Source organism: Enterobacter sp. S-33 (assembly GCF_028735835.1).
GTDB lineage: Bacteria > Pseudomonadota > Gammaproteobacteria > Enterobacterales > Enterobacteriaceae > Enterobacter > Enterobacter vonholyi.
This window is the reverse complement of sequence record NZ_CP117838.1, coordinates 2,224,169-2,241,142: the sequence shown is the minus strand read 5'-3', so window position 1 is coordinate 2,241,142 and position 16,974 is coordinate 2,224,169. Positions and strand designations below refer to the sequence as shown.

Below are 16,974 nucleotides of genomic sequence, written 5' to 3'. Positions count from 1 at the left end.
GATTATTTTCCTTCTGAAAAGATAACAGGAAGTTATCTCTATGATTTGAAACACCTTAAAAAAAGTTCATGAAACGTTTTAGCAATTCGTGGCATCGGCTGGTTCATTCAGTTGACTTATACTTGCCTGAGCAATAATATCTGCCGTGACTAACTACTTGCCAGGGCAACCATTTTGAAAAGCACCAGTGATATCTTTAACGACGTTGTTCCGCTGGGTCGTCTTATTCATATGGTCAATCAGAAAAAAGATCGCCTGCTCAATGACTACCTGTCACCGCTGGATATCACCGCAACACAGTTCAAAGTGCTGTGTTCCATTCGCTGCGAAGTGTGTATCACGCCGGTTGAGCTCAAAAAGGTGCTCTCTGTCGATCTGGGTGCGTTAACCCGCATGCTCGATCGTCTCGTCTGCAAAGGATGGATAGAACGAAGCCCTAACCCGAATGACAAACGCGGCGTACTGGTGAAGCTAACCAGCGATGGCGCGGCCATGTGCGAGAAATGTCATCAATTAGTAGGACAAACACTGCATCAGGAACTAACAAAAAACTTAACGGCAGATGAAGTGGCAACCCTTGAGCTTCTGCTGAAGAAAATCCTGCCGTAAACAGAAAAAAGAGGTATGACGATGTCCAGACGCAATACTGACGCTATCACCATTCATAGCATTTTGGACTGGATCGAGGATAACCTGGAATCGCCGCTCTCCCTTGAAAAAGTGTCAGAGCGTTCGGGTTACTCCAAATGGCACCTGCAACGGATGTTCAAAAAAGAGACCGGCCATTCATTAGGTCAATATATTCGCAGCCGCAAGCTGACGGAAATTGCCCAGAAACTGAAAGAAAGCAACGAGCCGATCCTTTATCTGGCGGAGCGTTACGGCTTTGAATCGCAGCAAACCCTGACGCGTACTTTCAAAAACTATTTTGACGTGCCGCCTCATAAGTACCGAATCACCAGCGTGCCGGGCGAATCCCGATACCTGTATCCGTTAAAACACTGTAGTTAATTATCGCCTGTAACAGACGTAACCGAGGAAATCATGAAAGCTATCGCCTCCGCCGCCCTCGCCTTGCTGGTGCTGTTCTCCAGCCAGACCTTCGCGGAGCAAACCCCTCGTGCAACGCAGCAAAATAATCCTGATTCGATGATTTTGCCGTCAGCACATGACCAGTCGCCTTATGATTTCAACCACATGGGTGCTGGTAGCGACAAATCCGACGAATTAGGCGTGCCTTATTATAATCAGCACGGCTTCTGATTCGTTTTTGCCCCGCAGACGCGGGGCTTTTTTTATGCCTTTTCGCTTACCCGCGTCGCCCGACGCACCCGCAGACCAAAGACGTTAATATACAGCCCGGCCATGATCAGCACGGCGCCCAACAGCTGCAGCGCGCTCAGCGTTTCATCCAGCAATATCGCCGCACTGGCAAGTCCTACCACCGGCACCAGCAGGGATAACGGCGCGACGCGCCAGGTTTCATAACGCCCCAGCAGCGATCCCCAGATCCCGTAGCCCACAATGGTGGCGACAAAGGCCAGATAGACAAGAGAAAGGATCGTGGTCATATCAATGTCGACAAGGCTGTTCAGCATCACCGCCGGACCGTCCAGAATGCACGACGCCAGCAGAAACGGGATAACCGGGATCAGCGCACTCCAGACCACCAGCGACATCACCGCCGGGCGCGCCTCGTGCTGCATGATCAGCTTGTTGAAGATATTCCCACAGGCCCAGCTCAGCCCAGCCGCCAGCGTCAACATAAACCCGAGCAGCGCCACATGCTGACCATTCAGGCTGGCCTCGATCAGCACCAGCACGCCGAACACCGCCAGGGTGATCCCCGCCAGCTGTTTGCCCTGCAGGCGCTCGCCAAACACAAACGCCCCGAGAATAATGGTAAAGAACGCCTGCGCCTGTAACACCAGCGAGGCAAGACCCGCCGGCATACCGAACTTGATGGCGCAAAAGAGAAACGCGAACTGGCCAAAGCTAATGGTCAGACCGTAGCCCAGCAGCAGTTTAAAGGGGATCTTTGGACGCGCCACAAAGAAGATGGCCGGAAAAGCGACCAGCATAAAGCGTAAACCGGCCAGCATCAGCGGCGGCATGTTGTGCAGCCCCAGCTTAATGACCACAAAATTAAGCCCCCATACTACGACCACCAGCAAAGCCAGCAGCCCGTCTTTACGCGTCATACCCTGCCCCTGAATTATTAATAATTTGTTAACACTTCAAGGTAACAGAAAAAAGCACACTGCGAGAAGATCATTAATTCTGGCTGGCAGCTGAAGCACTTAGGGATAAATCAGGCGCTATACAAGCCCCTTATGTCATGGTAATCCTGTTAACACACATCTAATAAAAGCATAAGCAACTGTCGGGCAGGAATATGAAACCATCTCTCAGGCGCTCAACCGCAGCGCTGCTGGCATCGTCATTGTTGTTAACCATCGGTAGAGGGGCAACGCTGCCGTTCATGACCATTTATCTCACGCGCGTCTACAGCATGAGCGTTGAGAATATTGGTTATGCCCTGACCGTGGCGCTGACCATTGGCGTGGTATTCAGCCTGGGATTTGGCATTCTGGCCGATAAGTTTGATAAAAAACGCTACATGCTGATCGCGATCGTGGCGTTTATCGCCGGCTTTGTGGCGATCCCGCTGGTCAATAACGTCACGCTGGTGGTGCTGTTCTTTGCGCTGATCAACTGCGCCTACTCCGTCTTTTCGACGGTGCTGAAAGCCTGGTTCTCCGACGTGCTCACCTCCAGCCAGAAGGCGCGGGTCTTCTCGCTTAACTACAGCTTCCTGAACATTGGCTGGACGGTCGGCCCGCCGATTGGCACCCTGCTGGTGATGTACAGCCTGCAGCTGCCGTTCTGGCTGGCGGCCTTTTGCGCCGCCCTGCCGCTGGGCTTTATCCATTTCTTTGTACAGAAAAGCGTGGCGTTAGATACCGCAGAGGAGAAGACGCCGTGGCAGCCATCGGTATTGCTGAAAGACCGCGCGCTGTTCTGGTACACGCTCTCTGGCCTGCTGGCGTCGTACGTGGGCGGGTCGTTCGCGAGCTGTATTTCGCAATACGTTCTGGCCGCGCATGCGGACAGTGATTTCGCCGAAAAGGTGGTCGCCGTGGTGCTGCCCGTCAACGCCGCCGTGGTGGTGACGCTGCAATATGCGCTGGGCCGCAAGATCTCAGCCAGCAATATTCGCCCGCTGATGACCCTCGCCACCCTGTTTTTTATCCTGGGGCTGGGCGGCTTTATGCTCTCCGGGGAAAACCTGGTTTACTGGGGCATCGCTGCCGCCATTTTCACGCTGGGGGAGATTATCTATGCACCGGGTGAATACATGCTGATCGACAACATTGCCCCACCGGGTATGAAGGCGAGCTATTTCTCCGCCCAGGCGCTGGGCTGGCTCGGCGCGGCGGCAAACCCGATGATCACCGGTATTATCCTGACCAATCTGCCGCACTGGTCCTTGTTTGCGATCATGATGGTCGCCATCGTCATGGCCTGGCTGATGATTCTGCGTGGGATGAGCGTGAAGGCCTGGTGCGAGTCACCCAAAGCGGCGTAGCGAATGCAGGCCGGGTAAGGCAAAGCCGCCACCCGGCAATAAAGCATCAGTGGTGCAACATCTCCTCCACCACCTGCTCTTTGTACATCTCATTCGGGTAATAGGTCGGCCAGTTATCCATCTCTTTCAGCAGTGCCTCGTGGGAGGTATTGCCCATGAAAATGTGGAAGTGCGAAGAGGCTTTCGGCCCGATGGTGTGGTCGCTGAACTGCACGAACTTCGGCGCCTTGCTAGCGGCGTCCTTACACTCAAACAGATAGCGAACGCCTTTCTTACCTGACGCGTAGGTCAGAATTTTGTAGCCGCTGTAATCATACTGACAGCGGCTGACCGCTTTGCCCTGATGGAATTCCATCACGTTATTTTCGATGCCGATGGCATCCACGTCCGTCGCATAGCCCGTGCGGTAGTAGGCTTTCACCTCGTCAAAGGATTTGCTTTTATCCTTCTGCGCTTTCTGCTTAAAGACCGGATCCAGCGAACCATCGAGCAGGAACGGATAGACCGACTGCCAGGTCCCGTCCCAGTCAGACAATGCTCTGTCCTTCACGTCCTTATCCTCAAACACGCCGTTCGCCGCCTTCTGTTCCGCTTCGGTCATCTGATGGCCGTGCGAATGAGCAAACAGCTGGCCGCTGACCAGCAGCGCCCCCAGAGTCATGGCAAATTTTCCAATATGTTCAGCCAAGATAACATCCTCATTCCGTTTTATAAGAATGAGGATGTTATAATATAACATTTCAAATCGCAACCAGGCCGCGAACGCCCTCCTGCTCCATGTTTTCACCCCGCCCGCGCTGAATAATCGTGCCGCGCGACATCAGCAGATAGCTGTCGGCCAGCTCGGCGGCAAAGTCGTAAAACTGCTCCACCAGCAGGATCGCCATGTCGCCTCTGCTTGCCAGAGTACGGATCACGTGGCCGATCTCTTTAATAACGGAAGGCTGTATGCCTTCGGTCGGTTCATCCAGGATCAGCAGCTGCGGACGGCTCGCCAGCGCGCGACCAATCGCCAGCTGCTGCTGTTGTCCCCCGGAGAGGTCCCCCCCGCGACGATGCTTCATCTCTTTGAGCACCGGGAACAGCTGCCAGATCTCCTCCGGCACCTGCTTCGCCTCGCGGGCGGAAAATCGCGACAGCCCCATCAGGAGATTCTCCTCTACGCTCAGGCGCGGGAAAATCTCCCGTCCCTGCGGGACATACGCCACGCCAGACTGCACCCGCTGGTGCGGTTTACTGTGGGTGATCGTTTTTCCCTGCCAGATAACCTCCCCGGTTTTGGCCGGGATCAGCCCCATCAGACACTTCAGCAGCGTGGTTTTCCCTACGCCGTTGCGCCCCAGCAGGCAGGTGACTTCGCCGGTTACAGCCTCAAAGCTGACGCCGCGCAGGATATGGCTGCCGCCGTAATATTGATTCAGTTCATTAACCTGTAACATCATCGCTCCTTAACGTCCCAGATAGACCTCAATCACCTGCTCGTTGGCCTGCACCTCGCGAAGTGAACCTTCCGCCAGCACCCGCCCCTGATGCAGCACCGTGACGCGGTCGGCGATGGTTTCGACAAAGCCCATATCGTGCTCAACAACCATCAGGGAATGCTTGCCTGCCAGCGTTTTGAACAGCTCTGCGGTGTATTCCGTTTCCGCGTCGGTCATCCCGGCTGCGGGTTCATCCAGCAGCAGAAGATGCGGGTCCTGCACCAGCAGCATGCCGATCTCCAGAAACTGCTTTTGTCCATGGGAAAGCAGCCCGGCGCGGCGGTCGCGCTCGCCGGTCAGCCGAAGTAAAAGCAGCATCTCATCGATCCGGTCGCGCTGCGCGCCGTTGAGTTTTGCCCGCAGGCTCGCCCAGACGGACTTATCGCTTTTCATCGCGATCTCCAGGTTTTCCCACACCGTCAGCGCCTCAAAGACCGTGGGCTTCTGGAATTTACGCCCGATGCCCTGGCGGGCGATGGCCGCAGGCTCCAGCGCTGTCAGGTCGATGGACTGGTCGTAAATCGCCCTGCCGCTCTCTGGACGCGTTTTGCCGGTGATGACGTCCATCAGCGTGGTTTTACCGGCCCCGTTGGGACCGATCACGCAGCGCAGCTCGCCCACGCCGATATTCAGCGAGAGATCGGTCAGGGCCTGAAATCCGTCAAAATTAACGTTAATGGATTCAAGCTGAAGTACAGGATCAGTCTGGTCCCGGTAGCGATCGCCGGGCAGCTGGCGGGTGAATAACCCTTCGGCTGGCTGCATTATTTTTCTCCCTTACGAAACAGTCCGTAGACGCCGCGCGGTAAAAACAGCGTAACGGCGATAAAAATCAGCCCCAGAAACAGCTGCCAGTATTCCGGCATCGCGACGGTGAAGAAACTTTTCGCCCCGTTAACCAGCGCCGCGCCAATCACCGGCCCCACCAGCGTGCCGCGCCCGCCCAGCGCAACCCAGATGGCGGCCTCTATCGAGTTTGTCGGCGACATTTCGCCCGGGTTGATAATGCCCACCTGCGGGACATAGAGCGCCCCCGCCAGACCGCACAGCACGGCAGAGAGCGTCCACACCAGCAGCTTGAACCCGCGCGGATCGTAGCCGCAAAACGTCAGGCGGTTTTCGGCGTCGCGAACGGCGGTCAGAATGCGGCCAAACTTGCTCTTCGCCAGCGCAAATCCGCAGCCCAGGGCCAGGAGCAGCAACAGCACGGTCGCCAGAAACAGCGCGATACGAGTCGTCGTTTCCGTTACCGTAAACCCGAGCAGCGTGGTGAAGCCGGTAAAGCCGTTATTGCCGCCAAAGCCGGTTTCGTTGCGAAAGAACAACAGCATCCCGGCATAGGTCAGCGCCTGGGTCATGATCGAAAAATAGACCCCTTTGATCTTCGAGCGGAAGGCGAACCAGCCAAACACCAGCGCCAGCAGCCCCGGCACCAGCACAATTAGCACCAGCGCCCAGGTAAAATGCTGGGTTCCCCACCAGAACCACGGCAGCTCGCTCCAGGAAAGAAACGACATAAACGCGGGCAGACCGTCACCCGCGGCCTGGCGCATCAGGTACATGCCCATCGCGTAGCCGCCCAGGGCGAAAAAGATGCCGTGCCCGAGAGAGAGCATCCCGGCGTAGCCCCATACCAGATCCAGCGCCACCGCAACGATGGCATAGCAGAGGATCTTGCCAGTCAGCGTCAGCATCCAGGTTGACAGCGCCAGCGGATGCGTCGCAGGCAGTAAGGCGAAAAACGGCAATATCAGCAAGCACACCACCAGCAGGCTGCCTGCAATATACGTAGTGCGTGGCGCTTTGCGCGCCAGCGTTAAGGTCAGCGGCTGGCTCATCAGTCAATCACCCTCCCTTTCAGCGCAAACAGCCCCTGCGGGCGTTTTTGAATAAACAGCACGATCGCCACCAGAATCACGATCTTGCCCAGCACCGCCCCCATCTGTGGTTCAAGGATTTTATTAAAGATCCCCAGACCAAACGCCGCGGCCACGCTGCCAGCCAGCTGGCCTACGCCTCCGAGCACCACCACAAGGAAGGAGTCGATGATATAGCCCTGGCCCAGCTCCGGCCCGACGTTACCGAGCTGCGATAACGCCACGCCGCCTAACCCCGCAATCCCGGAGCCAAGCCCGAACGCCAGCATATCGACGCGCCCTGTCGGTACCCCGCAGCAGGCGGCCATGCTGCGGTTTTGCGTCACCGCCCGCACGTTGAGCCCCAGACGGGTTTTATTCAGAATGAGCCAGGTAAAGAACAGCACCAGCAGCACGAAGCCCAGCACCACAATGCGGTTCCACGGCAGCGTCAGGTTGGCAAAAACCTGCACCCCGCCGGAGAGCCAGGCCGGGTTCGCCACCTCGAGGTTCTGGGCGCCAAAGGTCATGCGCACCAGCTGGATGAGCATCAGGCTGATGCCCCACGTCGCCAGCAGCGTTTCCAGCGGACGACCGTACAGATGACGGATCACCGTGCGCTCCAGCACCATTCCAATGCCCGCCGTCAGGCAGAACGCGACCGGCAAGGCGATAACGGGATAGAGCGCCAGCCACTGGGGCGCAAGCCCGGCCATCACCTGCTGCACCATCCAGGTGGCATATGCCCCCAGCATCAGCATCTCGCCGTGCGCCATATTAATGACGCCCAGCAGGCCGTAGGTGATAGCCAGCCCCAGCGCGGCCAGCAGCAGCACCGACCCGAGGGAGAGCCCCATAAACGCCTGGCCCAGCAGATCGCCCCACATCAGCCGATGCTGGATCTGGCTAAGACTCTCTCCTGCGGCCGCGCGCACGCCGCCATCCGGCTCAGTGTCTGGCTGGGTAAACGGAGTGAGCCTCGACTGTACGTCCGGATCGTCGGACTGACCTAATAGTTCGACGGCCTTGCGGCGCACTTCCGGCTGCGGGCTTGCCAGCTGGAGGTTCGCGACCGCCAGCAGCAGCGCCTGACGCGCCACGGCGTCCGTTTCATCGTTCACACGTTTTTCCAGAAAAGCGAGCATACCGGGCTGGGCATCGCGCTGCAGCTGACGCGCAGCCGTCCGCCTCTCGGTGACACTGTCACTCACCAGCTGATGGGTGGCGATGGCGGTCGCAGCCAGCACGCGCAGCCGGTTCGTCAGACGAACGGCTTTGGTTGGCGCTTCTGCCGCACGGGCGTCCCCAAGCGACACCATTTGCCCGTTACGCTGCGCAAAGGCGTGCTTTTGACTGTCGGCATACAGATTTTCCTTCTGCAGGGACTGAAGCAGCGGAAGCCTGGCGGCATCCGGCGCGGCGGCCCACTGCGTCAACAAATCCGCCTGCTGGCTACGGCTGGCGGCAACAAAAAGATCGGCATCCGATGCCTGCACCATCCCTGGCAGCAGTCCGGAAAGCCATACAATAGCGATGAACATGCGCATGGCGTTCATGACGTTTCTCCCTGCGGTAATGGCTTAGTTGCTGGCGGTTTTCATCGGCTGGTCGGGCTTTTTGTCATTTCCGGCGATGAACGGGCTCCACGGCTGGGCGCGTACCGGCTGTTCCGTCTGCCATACCACGTTGAACTGGCCGTTACCTTCGATTTCACCGATCATGACCGGCTTATGCAGATGATGGTTGGTGGCATCCATGGTAAGCGTAAAGCCTGACGGCGCCTTAAAGGACTGACCGGCCATCGCCGCACGGACTTTATCCACGTCGGTAGTCCCCGCTTTTTCCACCGCCTGCGCCCACATATGGATGCCCACATAGGTAGCTTCCATCGGGTCGTTGGTCACCACGGTATCGGCGTTCGGCAGCTTGTGCGCCTTCGCATAGGCTTTGTAATCCGCGACGAAGGCCTGGTTGGTCGGGTTATCCACGGATTCAAAGTAGTTCCACGCGGCCAGGTTGCCGACCAGCGGTTTGGTGTCGATACCGCGCAGCTCTTCTTCGCCCACGGAGAACGCCACCACCGGCACGTCGGTCGCCTTCAGACCCTGGTTCGCCAGCTCTTTGTAGAACGGCACGTTGGAGTCGCCGTTGATGGTCGACACCACGGCGGTTTTGCCACCCGCGGAGAATTTCTTGATGTTGGCGACGATGGTCTGGTAGTCGCTATGGCCGAACGGGGTGTAAACCTCTTCGATATCCTTATCCTCCACCCCTTTCGAATGCAGGAACGCGCGCAGGATCTTGTTGGTGGTGCGCGGATAAACGTAGTCAGTACCCAGCAGGAAGAAGCGTTTCGCCGCGCCGCCGTCTTCGCTCATCAGGTATTCAACCGCCGGGATGGCCTGCTGGTTCGGCGCCGCGCCGGTATAGAACACGTTTGGCGACATTTCCTCGCCTTCATACTGCACCGGATAGAACAGCAGGCCGTTCAGCTCCTCAAAGACCGGCAGTACGGATTTGCGCGAAACCGAGGTCCAGCAGCCGAATACCACCGCCACTTTATCCTGGCTCAGCAGCTGTCGGGCCTTCTCGGCAAACAGCGGCCAGTTTGAGGCCGGATCCACCACTACCGGCTCCAGTTTCTTGCCCAGCACGCCGCCTTTGGCGTTGATCTCATCGATGGTCATCAGGGCGACATCTTTAAGCGGGGTCTCGGAGATAGCCATCGTGCCGGAAAGAGAATGCATGATCCCCACTTTGATGGTATCGGCCGCCTGCACGCCAAAACTCATTCCCATCGCCACGACGGACGCGGATAACGCAAAGGCTTTTAATAAGGTACGACGGTGCATATTTTCACTCCTGAAAAAGAACGCTGTGCGAAAACGTCCGTTACGGCGTGGACGCTGAAATAAATGTGTCAGCGAAGCAGGAGCAAAAAGAATGCCAGAATGGAGATAGCGCTATTTCCGGGAGGGGAGCGCAGGATGTAAAGAGAACGTCTCAGAATGGCACAGCGCTGCACTTTTATAATGCAGCGCTGAGGAGGAAGGTTTTACCAGACTTCGCTGGCGATCTGCGTCACCAGCCGGACTTTTTCCCACTGCTGGGTTTCGCTCAGGCTGTTGCCCTCTTCGGTCGAGGCAAAGCCGCACTGCGGGCTGAGGCAAATTTGCTCTTTCGCCACGTATTTCGCCGCCTCTTCCAGACGGGCTTTGATTCCCTCCGGATTCTCCAGCTCGCCGTTTTTCGTGGTGATAAGACCCAGCACCACCTGCTGCTTGCCCGGGCGAACAAAGCGCAATGGCGCGAAATCCCCGCTGCGGTCGTTATCGTATTCCAGGAAGAAGGCATCAACGTTGACCGTTCCGAACAGCACTTCCGCCACCGGCTCGTAGCCGCCTTCGGAAATCCAGGTGGAGCGGAAGTTACCGCGGCAGACGTGCAGCCCGATGGTCAGATCGTCCGGCTTGCCCTCCAGCGCCTTGTTCAGGACGCGGGCATAGATACGTGCAAGCTCATCGGCATCGTCGCCGCGCTCGCGGATCTGACGACGCTGATCGTCCGAACAGAGGTAGGCCCATACGGTATCGTCCAGCTGCAGGTAACGGCAGCCTGCATCATAGAATGCGCGAATCGCGTCGCGCCAGGTGGTCGCCAGATCGTCGAAATAGACGTTCAGGTCCGGATACACCGTCGCATCAATGTCTTTGCGACCGCCGCGGAAATGCAGCACGCTCGGGCTGGGAATGGTCATTTTTGGCTGGGCGTTACCGCTGATGCTTTTCAGATAGCGGAAATCGTCCAGCATCGGGTGCTCGCCAAAGCCCAGTTTGCCGGTGACGCGCACGCCGTGGGCTTTGGTTTGCACGCCGTTAAACTGGATGCCCTGCTGCGAATCGTAACGCTCAACGCCCTGCAGACCGTCGAAGAAGTCGAAGTGCCACCAGGCACGGCGAAACTCACCGTCGGTCACGACATGCAGGCCGCACGCGCACTGCTGCTCAACGACGTGGCGAATGGCTTCGTCCTCCACCGCGCGAAGCTGTCTCGCGTCAATCTCGCCGCTGGCAAATTGCAGGCGAGCCTGCTTGATGGCATCCGGACGTAAAAAACTGCCGACTACGTCGGCGCGGTACGGGGCGTGGTGTCGTTGCATGGAAATCTCCTCAGTCTGCCGGCAATAATTGCCCGCAGTGATAATTCATTATTTGAACTTTTAGACTTCTGGATGTCTAAATGTCCAAAAACAATGTCATACCTCCCCGGTGCCGGCAAACGAGAAAATTTCACGGGTCTTGAAAAAAATTCATCTTCACAGCGCGGCAGTGGTTTCGCTGCTTGCAAACGCGTAGCGTTCATCTTCCCAGCCGGTGACCCCACCGAGCATGATTTTGACCGGCAGCCCGAGACGCGCCAGCTTCAGCGCGGCTCTGTCCGCGCCGTTACAGTGCGGCCCCGCGCAGTAGACGACGAACAGCGTCCCTTCAGGCCATTGGGCCATGCGCTCAGCGGTCATCTGGCTCCACGGCATATGCAGAGCGCCCGGCACATGGCGACGGGCAAACTGCTCCGGGCTCCCCACCACGTGCAGCAAAACAAAGTCCTGCTCATTATTGGCGATGGCGTGATGCACATCGGCGCAGTCGGTTTCTACGCTCAGGCGACGCAGAAAATGGGTGATGGCTTCCTGCGGCTCGGCAGCCGGAAATTCAGTAACATAGCTCATGATCCTTCCTCATCTTTGGCGTTTGTGTTAACACTACTCTATCCAGAAATTCAGCACGTGAATGCGCTCGCTTATGCCAGAAAACAGCAAAAAGATGACAAACTTAAGACAAATTGCCCGCCCGCAGGTGGTGGTGCTGGCCTATGACGGCCTGTGTACCTTTGAGTTTGGCGTAGCGGTGGAGATCTTCGGTCTGCCACGTCCCGAGCTGGGCGATGAATGGTATCGTTTTGCGGTGGCGAGCGTGGATAGCGGTGAACTTCGGGCAACAGGCGGGATCCGTATCGTCACCGATGGTGATTTAAGCCTGCTTGCGTCTGCGGACCTGATTGTGGTTCCCGGCTGGCGTGGGCTGGACTCGTCGGTTCCGGACGCACTCAGCGAGGCATTACGTCAGGCCAGCGCGCGAGGATGCCAGCTGCTGTCCATCTGTTCGGGCGTATTTGTGCTGGCCGCTACGGGGCTGCTCAACGGGCGCAAAGCCACGACGCACTGGCGCTACATTGAGACGCTTAAAGCCCGCTACCCTGACATCGACGTGGTTGAGGATGTGCTCTACCAGGACGAAGGCGATATCCTGACTTCTGCAGGCAGCGCGGCGGGGATCGATCTCTGCCTTCACGTTGTACGAAGGGATTATGGAATGGAAACCGCTAACAGCGTGGCGCGGCGGCTGGTCATTCCCCCACACCGGGATGGCTCTCAGCCGCAACAGCTGAGCCGCCCGGTGGCGCAGCTGCGGGAAAGCCAGCGCCTCGGCCAGCTGTTTGATTTTCTGCACACGCATCTTACCGAGCCGCACAGCGTCGACTCGCTGGCGCGTCGTGTCGGTATGAGTCAGCGCACGTTTCTTCGTCGCTTCGAGGCGGCAACAGGAACGACGCCTGCCCGCTGGTTACTCAATGAGCGCCTGCTGCGGGCGAAAGATTATCTGGAAAGCAGTCGTTTAAGTATCGACAGCATCGCGGAACAGACCGGGTTTGGCCAGGCATCGACGCTGCGTCATCACTTTCGCCAGCAGTTCGCGATTTCCCCGGCCCAGTACCGCAAACAATTTTCTCATTCCGCTACAGCCCGCTGAGGCGTCAGTCTTTTGGTTTCGCAGGAATACGGAGAACCTTATGGTCACCACACACGTTTTTATCGCAACCAGTCTTGATGGTTACATCGCCCGACACAATGATGATATCGACTGGCTCCTGCAGCGCGATGATCCGACTGAAGATCATGGCTATGCGGCGTTCATCGCGGACAAAGAGTGGATAGTGATGGGCAGAGGCAGCTATGAGAAAGTGCTGACCTTTGACGCATGGCCTTATGACCGGCCCGTGCTGGTGCTCTCCAGACAGCTGGCCGACACGCCCGTGCCCGACGCGCTGAAGGGAAAAGTACAATTTTCAGGGCGCACGCCAAAGGAGGTGCTCGACTACCTGGCGTTGCAGAACGTCCATCGCGTCTATCTCGATGGCGGGCAGGTGATACAGTCGTTCCTGCGAGAAGGACTGGTGGCCGATATGGTGATCACAACCGTTCCTGTCCTGCTCGGTTCGGGAAAATCGCTGTTTGGCGCCCTGCCAGAGGATATCGATTTGACGCTGGTATCCAGCCGCAGCTTCCCTTCGGGTCTGGTACAGTCGCACTATCGACTGCTGTCATAAAACGACGGTAAACACTGCGCAAAAAAAAACCGCCAAAAAATGGCGGTAAATGCTTGCATGGATAGATTTGTATTTTGGTCTCTACGTCCCGACACTCCATGGCCGGGCTGCGGATCCCATACAACCTAACACCCGTTGTCTTAACGAAGGTTAAACAGTCTTATTAACCTGCATGAGTATTGATCTGCAAATAACGCATAAGGCCCTGTTCAGCGCTCTGTTTTGCGTCATCATTTATGGCTTCAAGATAAAATGACCGCGCCACTCCATAAGGTGCTTTATCAGAGGGGTACGCCGCAAACTGGAATGTTTTTCCTATCGTCTGCTGGGTGCAGTCTAATTCCCAACGCACATCGTTAATTTTTTTACTGTTACAGGTAACGGCTCCATAATCGCTGGTCAAATAGGAACCAACGCGAATTTCTGCTGATTGTATATATTCTGGTTTGTTATCACCAGCATAACGAATCCCTGCAACGGCCCCAACAGCAACCGTCAGAAGCGCAAGCGCAATTATTTTTTTCATTTATTAATGACCCGTTCCTTAGCCAGAGATTAACTATTATATAAGATTTATCCTTAATGCAAATATCCGATTATGGACCAGAAATGGCAATTTACAAACATTCATGACTTTTTAGGAAATGTCCTGGACAATTTTCCGAACACACATTATTTGACAATCTCTTTTCACGAGTTTGAATTATTAAATAATAACACTAAAAAATAATCGGCATGATTACCCCGCAATGTCATTCGGCGGCGATCTCATGATTAAAAAAGGCTTATCTCTCGTCATGCTTATCTGTGCACTCTTTTCAGGCCAGCTTATGGCCGGGCACAAAGGACACGAATATTTATGGGTCAAGAATGTGGCGCATCAGCTTCGTCATGAAGCCGACAGCGATGAGTTACGAAGCGCTGCGGAAGAGTCGGCGGAGGGTTTGCGCGAACACCACCTGTGGCAGAAATCGCGCAAACCGGATACCCACGTTCGGTAATTAACTGCCCTTGCGTTTAGGCAGAGTTTTCATCAGATCGTCCGGACTGACGGACGCCACAATACTGCCCGGCTGCGGCATTTTGAAGATGTGGTTTTTCATCTTGCCAATCACATGCATTTCGCAAGGACGGCAGTCGAACTTGAGAGTCAGAACTTCATCACCGTTTACAAGCTGCATGGGGGTTGCCTTCCAGCTCTTAATATTCCCTTTCGCCTGCTTAGGGCAAAGGTTAAACGCAAAGCGCAGGCAGTGCTTGGTGATCATCACCGGCACATCGCCCTTCTCTTCATGCGCTTCATAAGCCGCGTCGATCAGCTGCACGCCGTGGCGATGATAGAATTCACGCGCTTTATGGTTATAAACGTTGGCCAGGAAGGATAAATGTGTCTCCGGGTATACGGGTGCGGGTACGGCTTCCGCTTTACGGCTAGCGCGCGGATACTGCGCCAGGCGCGCGGCATCCAGCATCTCTGCCGTTTCACGACGGAACTGGTTAAGCAGGCTGTTCGGCACGAACAGGGCATCCGGCAGACTGACCTCAACGTTGCGGGCGTAGTAAATCGTCTGGCCAAGCTTCGCCACCCCATCCTTCAGGCTGTTGAGCGCTTTTTCCGCGTTGTTTGCCACCTCGAACAGGCCATCGAGCGTATGCGTTACGCTGATGCCGTCTTCACAGGTCATGGTCAGAATCAGCTGCTCTTCCCAACCGCCCAGCTCAATGTCCACAGCGATACGACGTTCGCTGGAGGTTTTCAGCAGCGCCTGCTGCCAGTTATGATCGAGGTTACGGTTAAGCGCCGCGTTCGGCCGCGCCTTGTAGAGATCGGCGGGCATTTCATTCGGCCAGACGCGGTAGCGGTTCTCGCCGGTTTTCTCGACCGTGTTGGCGCGGAAGCCTACGACCTCACGCTTAATCATCACGTTAAGGCCATCGCCGTTCGCCAGCGGTTCCGTCACCTGGACATCAAGGTGATCTTTCGCCACTTTCAGCACTTCACCCACCGGTAAACCGATAAACTTCGGTGAGTCAAACGCGCCGATATCCCCTTTACGGGCATTAACGAAATAGTCCGTGCTGCCACGGTGGAACGTTTTGTCCGTCGACGGAACAAAGAAATGCTCGGTGCGCCCGGCGGACGCGCGCGCCAGATCGCCGCGATCTTCGATAATGGCGTCGAGCATCTGGCGATAGTGCGCGGTGATGTTCTTCACGTAGCTCATATCTTTGTAGCGCCCTTCAATCTTGAAGGAACGCACGCCCGCGTCGATCAGCGCGCCCAGGTTGGCCGTCTGATCGTTATCCTTCATGGAGAGTAGGTGTTTTTCGAACGCCACGACGCGGCCCTGATCGTCTTTCAGGGTATACGGCAGACGGCAGGCCTGAGAGCAGTCGCCGCGGTTGGCGCTGCGGCCCGTCTGCGCGTGGGAAATATTACACTGACCGGAATAGGCGACGCACAGCGCGCCGTGGATAAAGAATTCAATCGTCGCGTCTGTCGCCTGGTGAATATCGCGGATCTGATTCAGGTTCAGCTCACGCGCCAGAACGATCTGCGAAAAGCCGACGTCAGAGAGAAACTTCGCCTTCTCTACCGTGCGGATATCACACTGGGTACTGGCATGCAGTTCAATGGGGGGAATATCCAGTTCCAGCACGCCCATATCCTGAACAATCAGGGCATCCACCCCGGCCTGGTAGAGATCGGTAATCAGACGTTGCGCAGGCTCCAGCTCATCATCATGAAGAATGGTGTTCAGGGTCACGAACACTTTCGCCCCGAAACGGTGGGCGAACGGCACCAGTTCAGCAATATCGCTCAGGCTGTTGCTGGCGTTATGGCGGGCACCGAAGCCTGGGCCACCTATGTAGACGGCATCTGCGCCATGAAGGATCGCTTCACGGGCAATGGCGGCGTCGCGGGCCGGGCTTAAAAGTTCAAGATGATGGGATTGCAGGCGCATACTTCGTCGTTATCCGTTATGGTCAAAATGGCGGCTATTGTAGTCAGAAGTATGCGTCAGCGAAACAGTTTTGCGTAGCGTCAGCGGGGATAATGAATCAGGGAGTGAAAATGCACCGTCCGGTCGCTGCTGTTGCGGTAGGCGTGCGGTTTATCGCCTGCGAAACGGATGCCCGAATCGGCAGAAATCGTCTGCCATTTGCCGCCAAGCTTCATCTCCAGCTCGCCGCTTACTACGACGACATGTTCTATTACCCCGGCCTCATGCGGCGTGGATTCGCTCAGCGCGCCGGGTGCCAGCGTGATGGAGAAATAATCAAACCCGAGCGTCTCGTCCCACGGAAAGAGCGGCTTGACGACCATCGCCTGCTGCTGGGGGTCAAATACCGCCTGCCGGTCCGCCTCTGGGGTGATGAACGCGGAAAACGGCACGTTCAGCCCGGTGGCAATTTTCCACAGCGTCGACACCGTCGGGCTGGATTCATTGCGCTCGATTTGCCCGAGCATGGCTTTTGACACGCCGGTCTCGTCCGCGAGCTTCGACAAACTCCAGCCGCGCGCCTGGCGCAGCGTTTTCAGCGTTGTTGCAAGGTGTAGTGTGATATCCATGTTCCCTCCTGGTGACGATCAGCATACCACTTGTACGCTATAGCGCACAGTGCTACCTTACTCCGGACGTTATAACGCACAATGGAG

Annotated in this window: 19 protein-coding genes; 7 read left to right on the top strand and 12 right to left on the bottom strand. The window is 56.6% G+C overall.

The window, feature by feature from the left end; all coding sequences use genetic code 11:
* Positions 1-174 precede the first annotated feature (174 nt).
* Genes marR through marB form a run of 3 tightly spaced genes read left to right on the top strand, consistent with a single transcriptional unit; the run spans position 175 to position 1,263 of the window.
* A complete protein-coding gene (marR, locus tag PUP35_RS10580) occupies positions 175-609 on the top strand; it encodes a multiple antibiotic resistance transcriptional regulator MarR (RefSeq protein ID WP_111964608.1) in 435 nt (144 codons plus the stop codon).
* 21 nt (positions 610-630) lie between these two features.
* A complete protein-coding gene (marA, locus tag PUP35_RS10575; protein WP_008502237.1) occupies positions 631-1,011 on the top strand; it encodes an MDR efflux pump AcrAB transcriptional activator MarA in 381 nt (126 codons plus the stop codon).
* A 33-nt stretch (positions 1,012-1,044) separates the two neighbouring features.
* A complete protein-coding gene (gene marB / locus PUP35_RS10570; RefSeq protein ID WP_115875048.1) occupies positions 1,045-1,263 on the top strand; it encodes a multiple antibiotic resistance protein MarB in 219 nt (72 codons plus the stop codon).
* Between the two features lie 32 nt (positions 1,264-1,295).
* Here marB and eamA read toward each other — a convergent pair whose 3' ends face one another.
* Positions 1,296-2,201: an O-acetylserine/cysteine exporter gene (eamA, locus tag PUP35_RS10565; RefSeq protein WP_274243123.1), complete on the bottom strand. Its 906-nt coding sequence runs from the start codon at positions 2,199-2,201 to the stop codon at positions 1,296-1,298.
* A gap of 194 nt (positions 2,202-2,395) precedes the next feature.
* Between eamA and ydeE the strand changes: the two genes are divergently transcribed.
* Complete coding sequence (gene ydeE, locus PUP35_RS10560; RefSeq protein ID WP_127730855.1) at positions 2,396-3,589, top strand: efflux MFS transporter YdeE; 1,194 nt, start codon at positions 2,396-2,398, stop codon at positions 3,587-3,589.
* Between the two features lie 46 nt (positions 3,590-3,635).
* Here ydeE and zinT read toward each other — a convergent pair whose 3' ends face one another.
* The 8 genes from zinT to PUP35_RS10520 form a co-directional block, all read right to left on the bottom strand.
* Positions 3,636-4,277 carry a metal-binding protein ZinT gene (gene zinT / locus PUP35_RS10555; RefSeq protein WP_115876066.1) on the bottom strand — a complete coding sequence of 214 codons (642 nt, stop codon included), beginning with the start codon at positions 4,275-4,277 and terminating at the stop codon, positions 3,636-3,638.
* A gap of 52 nt (positions 4,278-4,329) precedes the next feature.
* On the bottom strand, positions 4,330-5,028 hold the full coding sequence (gene urtE / locus PUP35_RS10550) for an urea ABC transporter ATP-binding subunit UrtE (RefSeq protein ID WP_111964612.1): 699 nt from the start codon (positions 5,026-5,028) through the stop codon (positions 4,330-4,332).
* A 9-nt stretch (positions 5,029-5,037) separates the two neighbouring features.
* Positions 5,038-5,835 (bottom strand): urea ABC transporter ATP-binding protein UrtD, encoded by a 798-nt coding sequence (gene urtD, locus PUP35_RS10545; protein ID WP_274243119.1) that lies wholly within the window; start codon positions 5,833-5,835, stop codon positions 5,038-5,040.
* Positions 5,835-6,908 (bottom strand): urea ABC transporter permease subunit UrtC, encoded by a 1,074-nt coding sequence (gene urtC / locus PUP35_RS10540; RefSeq protein ID WP_115875044.1) that lies wholly within the window; start codon positions 6,906-6,908, stop codon positions 5,835-5,837. Before urtC ends, urtD begins: the two co-directional genes overlap by 1 nt.
* Positions 6,908-8,482, bottom strand: coding sequence for an urea ABC transporter permease subunit UrtB (gene urtB / locus PUP35_RS10535; RefSeq protein WP_274243115.1), 1,575 nt, complete (start codon positions 8,480-8,482; stop codon positions 6,908-6,910). The genes urtC and urtB overlap by 1 nt, the downstream gene beginning before the upstream one ends.
* Positions 8,483-8,506: 24 nt before the next feature.
* A complete protein-coding gene (gene urtA / locus PUP35_RS10530) occupies positions 8,507-9,778 on the bottom strand; it encodes an urea ABC transporter substrate-binding protein (RefSeq protein WP_047958573.1) in 1,272 nt (423 codons plus the stop codon).
* A 203-nt stretch (positions 9,779-9,981) separates the two neighbouring features.
* Entirely contained in the window at positions 9,982-11,085 is a 1,104-nt protein-coding gene (locus PUP35_RS10525) for a cobalamin-independent methionine synthase II family protein (RefSeq protein ID WP_127730846.1), read from the bottom strand.
* Positions 11,086-11,241: 156 nt separating this feature from the next.
* On the bottom strand, positions 11,242-11,655 hold the full coding sequence (locus PUP35_RS10520) for a rhodanese-like domain-containing protein (protein WP_274243111.1): 414 nt from the start codon (positions 11,653-11,655) through the stop codon (positions 11,242-11,244).
* Positions 11,656-11,728: 73 nt separating this feature from the next.
* Here PUP35_RS10520 and ftrA point away from each other — a divergent pair, with 73 nt between their 5' ends.
* Entirely contained in the window at positions 11,729-12,736 is a 1,008-nt protein-coding gene (ftrA, locus tag PUP35_RS10515) for a transcriptional regulator FtrA (RefSeq protein ID WP_274243109.1), read from the top strand.
* Positions 12,737-12,776: 40 nt separating this feature from the next.
* On the top strand, positions 12,777-13,313 hold the full coding sequence (locus PUP35_RS10510) for a dihydrofolate reductase family protein (RefSeq protein ID WP_136194852.1): 537 nt from the start codon (positions 12,777-12,779) through the stop codon (positions 13,311-13,313).
* A gap of 163 nt (positions 13,314-13,476) precedes the next feature.
* Here the strand turns inward: PUP35_RS10510 and PUP35_RS10505 are convergent, their stop codons facing one another.
* Complete coding sequence (locus PUP35_RS10505; RefSeq protein WP_274243106.1) at positions 13,477-13,839, bottom strand: hypothetical protein; 363 nt, start codon at positions 13,837-13,839, stop codon at positions 13,477-13,479.
* A gap of 244 nt (positions 13,840-14,083) precedes the next feature.
* Here PUP35_RS10505 and PUP35_RS10500 point away from each other — a divergent pair, with 244 nt between their 5' ends.
* Positions 14,084-14,314, top strand: coding sequence for a DUF2554 family protein (locus tag PUP35_RS10500; RefSeq protein WP_115876065.1), 231 nt, complete (start codon positions 14,084-14,086; stop codon positions 14,312-14,314).
* On the opposite strand, the gene PUP35_RS10495 is transcribed toward PUP35_RS10500, so the two are convergent.
* Together PUP35_RS10495 and PUP35_RS10490 are read right to left on the bottom strand one after the other, a co-directional pair.
* Positions 14,315-16,279 carry a peptidase U32 family protein gene (locus tag PUP35_RS10495; protein WP_252092916.1) on the bottom strand — a complete coding sequence of 655 codons (1,965 nt, stop codon included), beginning with the start codon at positions 16,277-16,279 and terminating at the stop codon, positions 14,315-14,317.
* An 80-nt stretch (positions 16,280-16,359) separates the two neighbouring features.
* Positions 16,360-16,887: a helix-turn-helix domain-containing protein gene (locus PUP35_RS10490; protein WP_111964622.1), complete on the bottom strand. Its 528-nt coding sequence runs from the start codon at positions 16,885-16,887 to the stop codon at positions 16,360-16,362.
* Positions 16,888-16,974: the final 87 nt, after the last annotated feature.

Coding starts and splice junctions, on each gene's coding strand:
- PUP35_RS10510 (WP_136194852.1), top strand. CDS start 12,777: ATGGTCACCACACACGTTTTTATCGCAACCAGTCTTGATGGTTACATC.
- PUP35_RS10500 (WP_115876065.1), top strand. CDS start 14,084: ATGATTAAAAAAGGCTTATCTCTCGTCATGCTTATCTGTGCACTCTTT.
- marA (WP_008502237.1), top strand. CDS start 631: ATGTCCAGACGCAATACTGACGCTATCACCATTCATAGCATTTTGGAC.
- PUP35_RS10520 (WP_274243111.1), bottom strand. CDS start 11,655: ATGAGCTATGTTACTGAATTTCCGGCTGCCGAGCCGCAGGAAGCCATC.
- eamA (WP_274243123.1), bottom strand. CDS start 2,201: ATGACGCGTAAAGACGGGCTGCTGGCTTTGCTGGTGGTCGTAGTATGG.
- urtD (WP_274243119.1), bottom strand. CDS start 5,835: ATGCAGCCAGCCGAAGGGTTATTCACCCGCCAGCTGCCCGGCGATCGC.
- urtC (WP_115875044.1), bottom strand. CDS start 6,908: ATGAGCCAGCCGCTGACCTTAACGCTGGCGCGCAAAGCGCCACGCACT.
- ydeE (WP_127730855.1), top strand. CDS start 2,396: ATGAAACCATCTCTCAGGCGCTCAACCGCAGCGCTGCTGGCATCGTCA.
- urtA (WP_047958573.1), bottom strand. CDS start 9,778: ATGCACCGTCGTACCTTATTAAAAGCCTTTGCGTTATCCGCGTCCGTC.
- urtE (WP_111964612.1), bottom strand. CDS start 5,028: ATGTTACAGGTTAATGAACTGAATCAATATTACGGCGGCAGCCATATC.
- PUP35_RS10490 (WP_111964622.1), bottom strand. CDS start 16,887: ATGGATATCACACTACACCTTGCAACAACGCTGAAAACGCTGCGCCAG.
- PUP35_RS10505 (WP_274243106.1), bottom strand. CDS start 13,839: ATGAAAAAAATAATTGCGCTTGCGCTTCTGACGGTTGCTGTTGGGGCC.
- PUP35_RS10495 (WP_252092916.1), bottom strand. CDS start 16,279: ATGCGCCTGCAATCCCATCATCTTGAACTTTTAAGCCCGGCCCGCGAC.
- urtB (WP_274243115.1), bottom strand. CDS start 8,482: ATGAACGCCATGCGCATGTTCATCGCTATTGTATGGCTTTCCGGACTG.
- PUP35_RS10525 (WP_127730846.1), bottom strand. CDS start 11,085: ATGCAACGACACCACGCCCCGTACCGCGCCGACGTAGTCGGCAGTTTT.
- marB (WP_115875048.1), top strand. CDS start 1,045: ATGAAAGCTATCGCCTCCGCCGCCCTCGCCTTGCTGGTGCTGTTCTCC.
- ftrA (WP_274243109.1), top strand. CDS start 11,729: ATGCCAGAAAACAGCAAAAAGATGACAAACTTAAGACAAATTGCCCGC.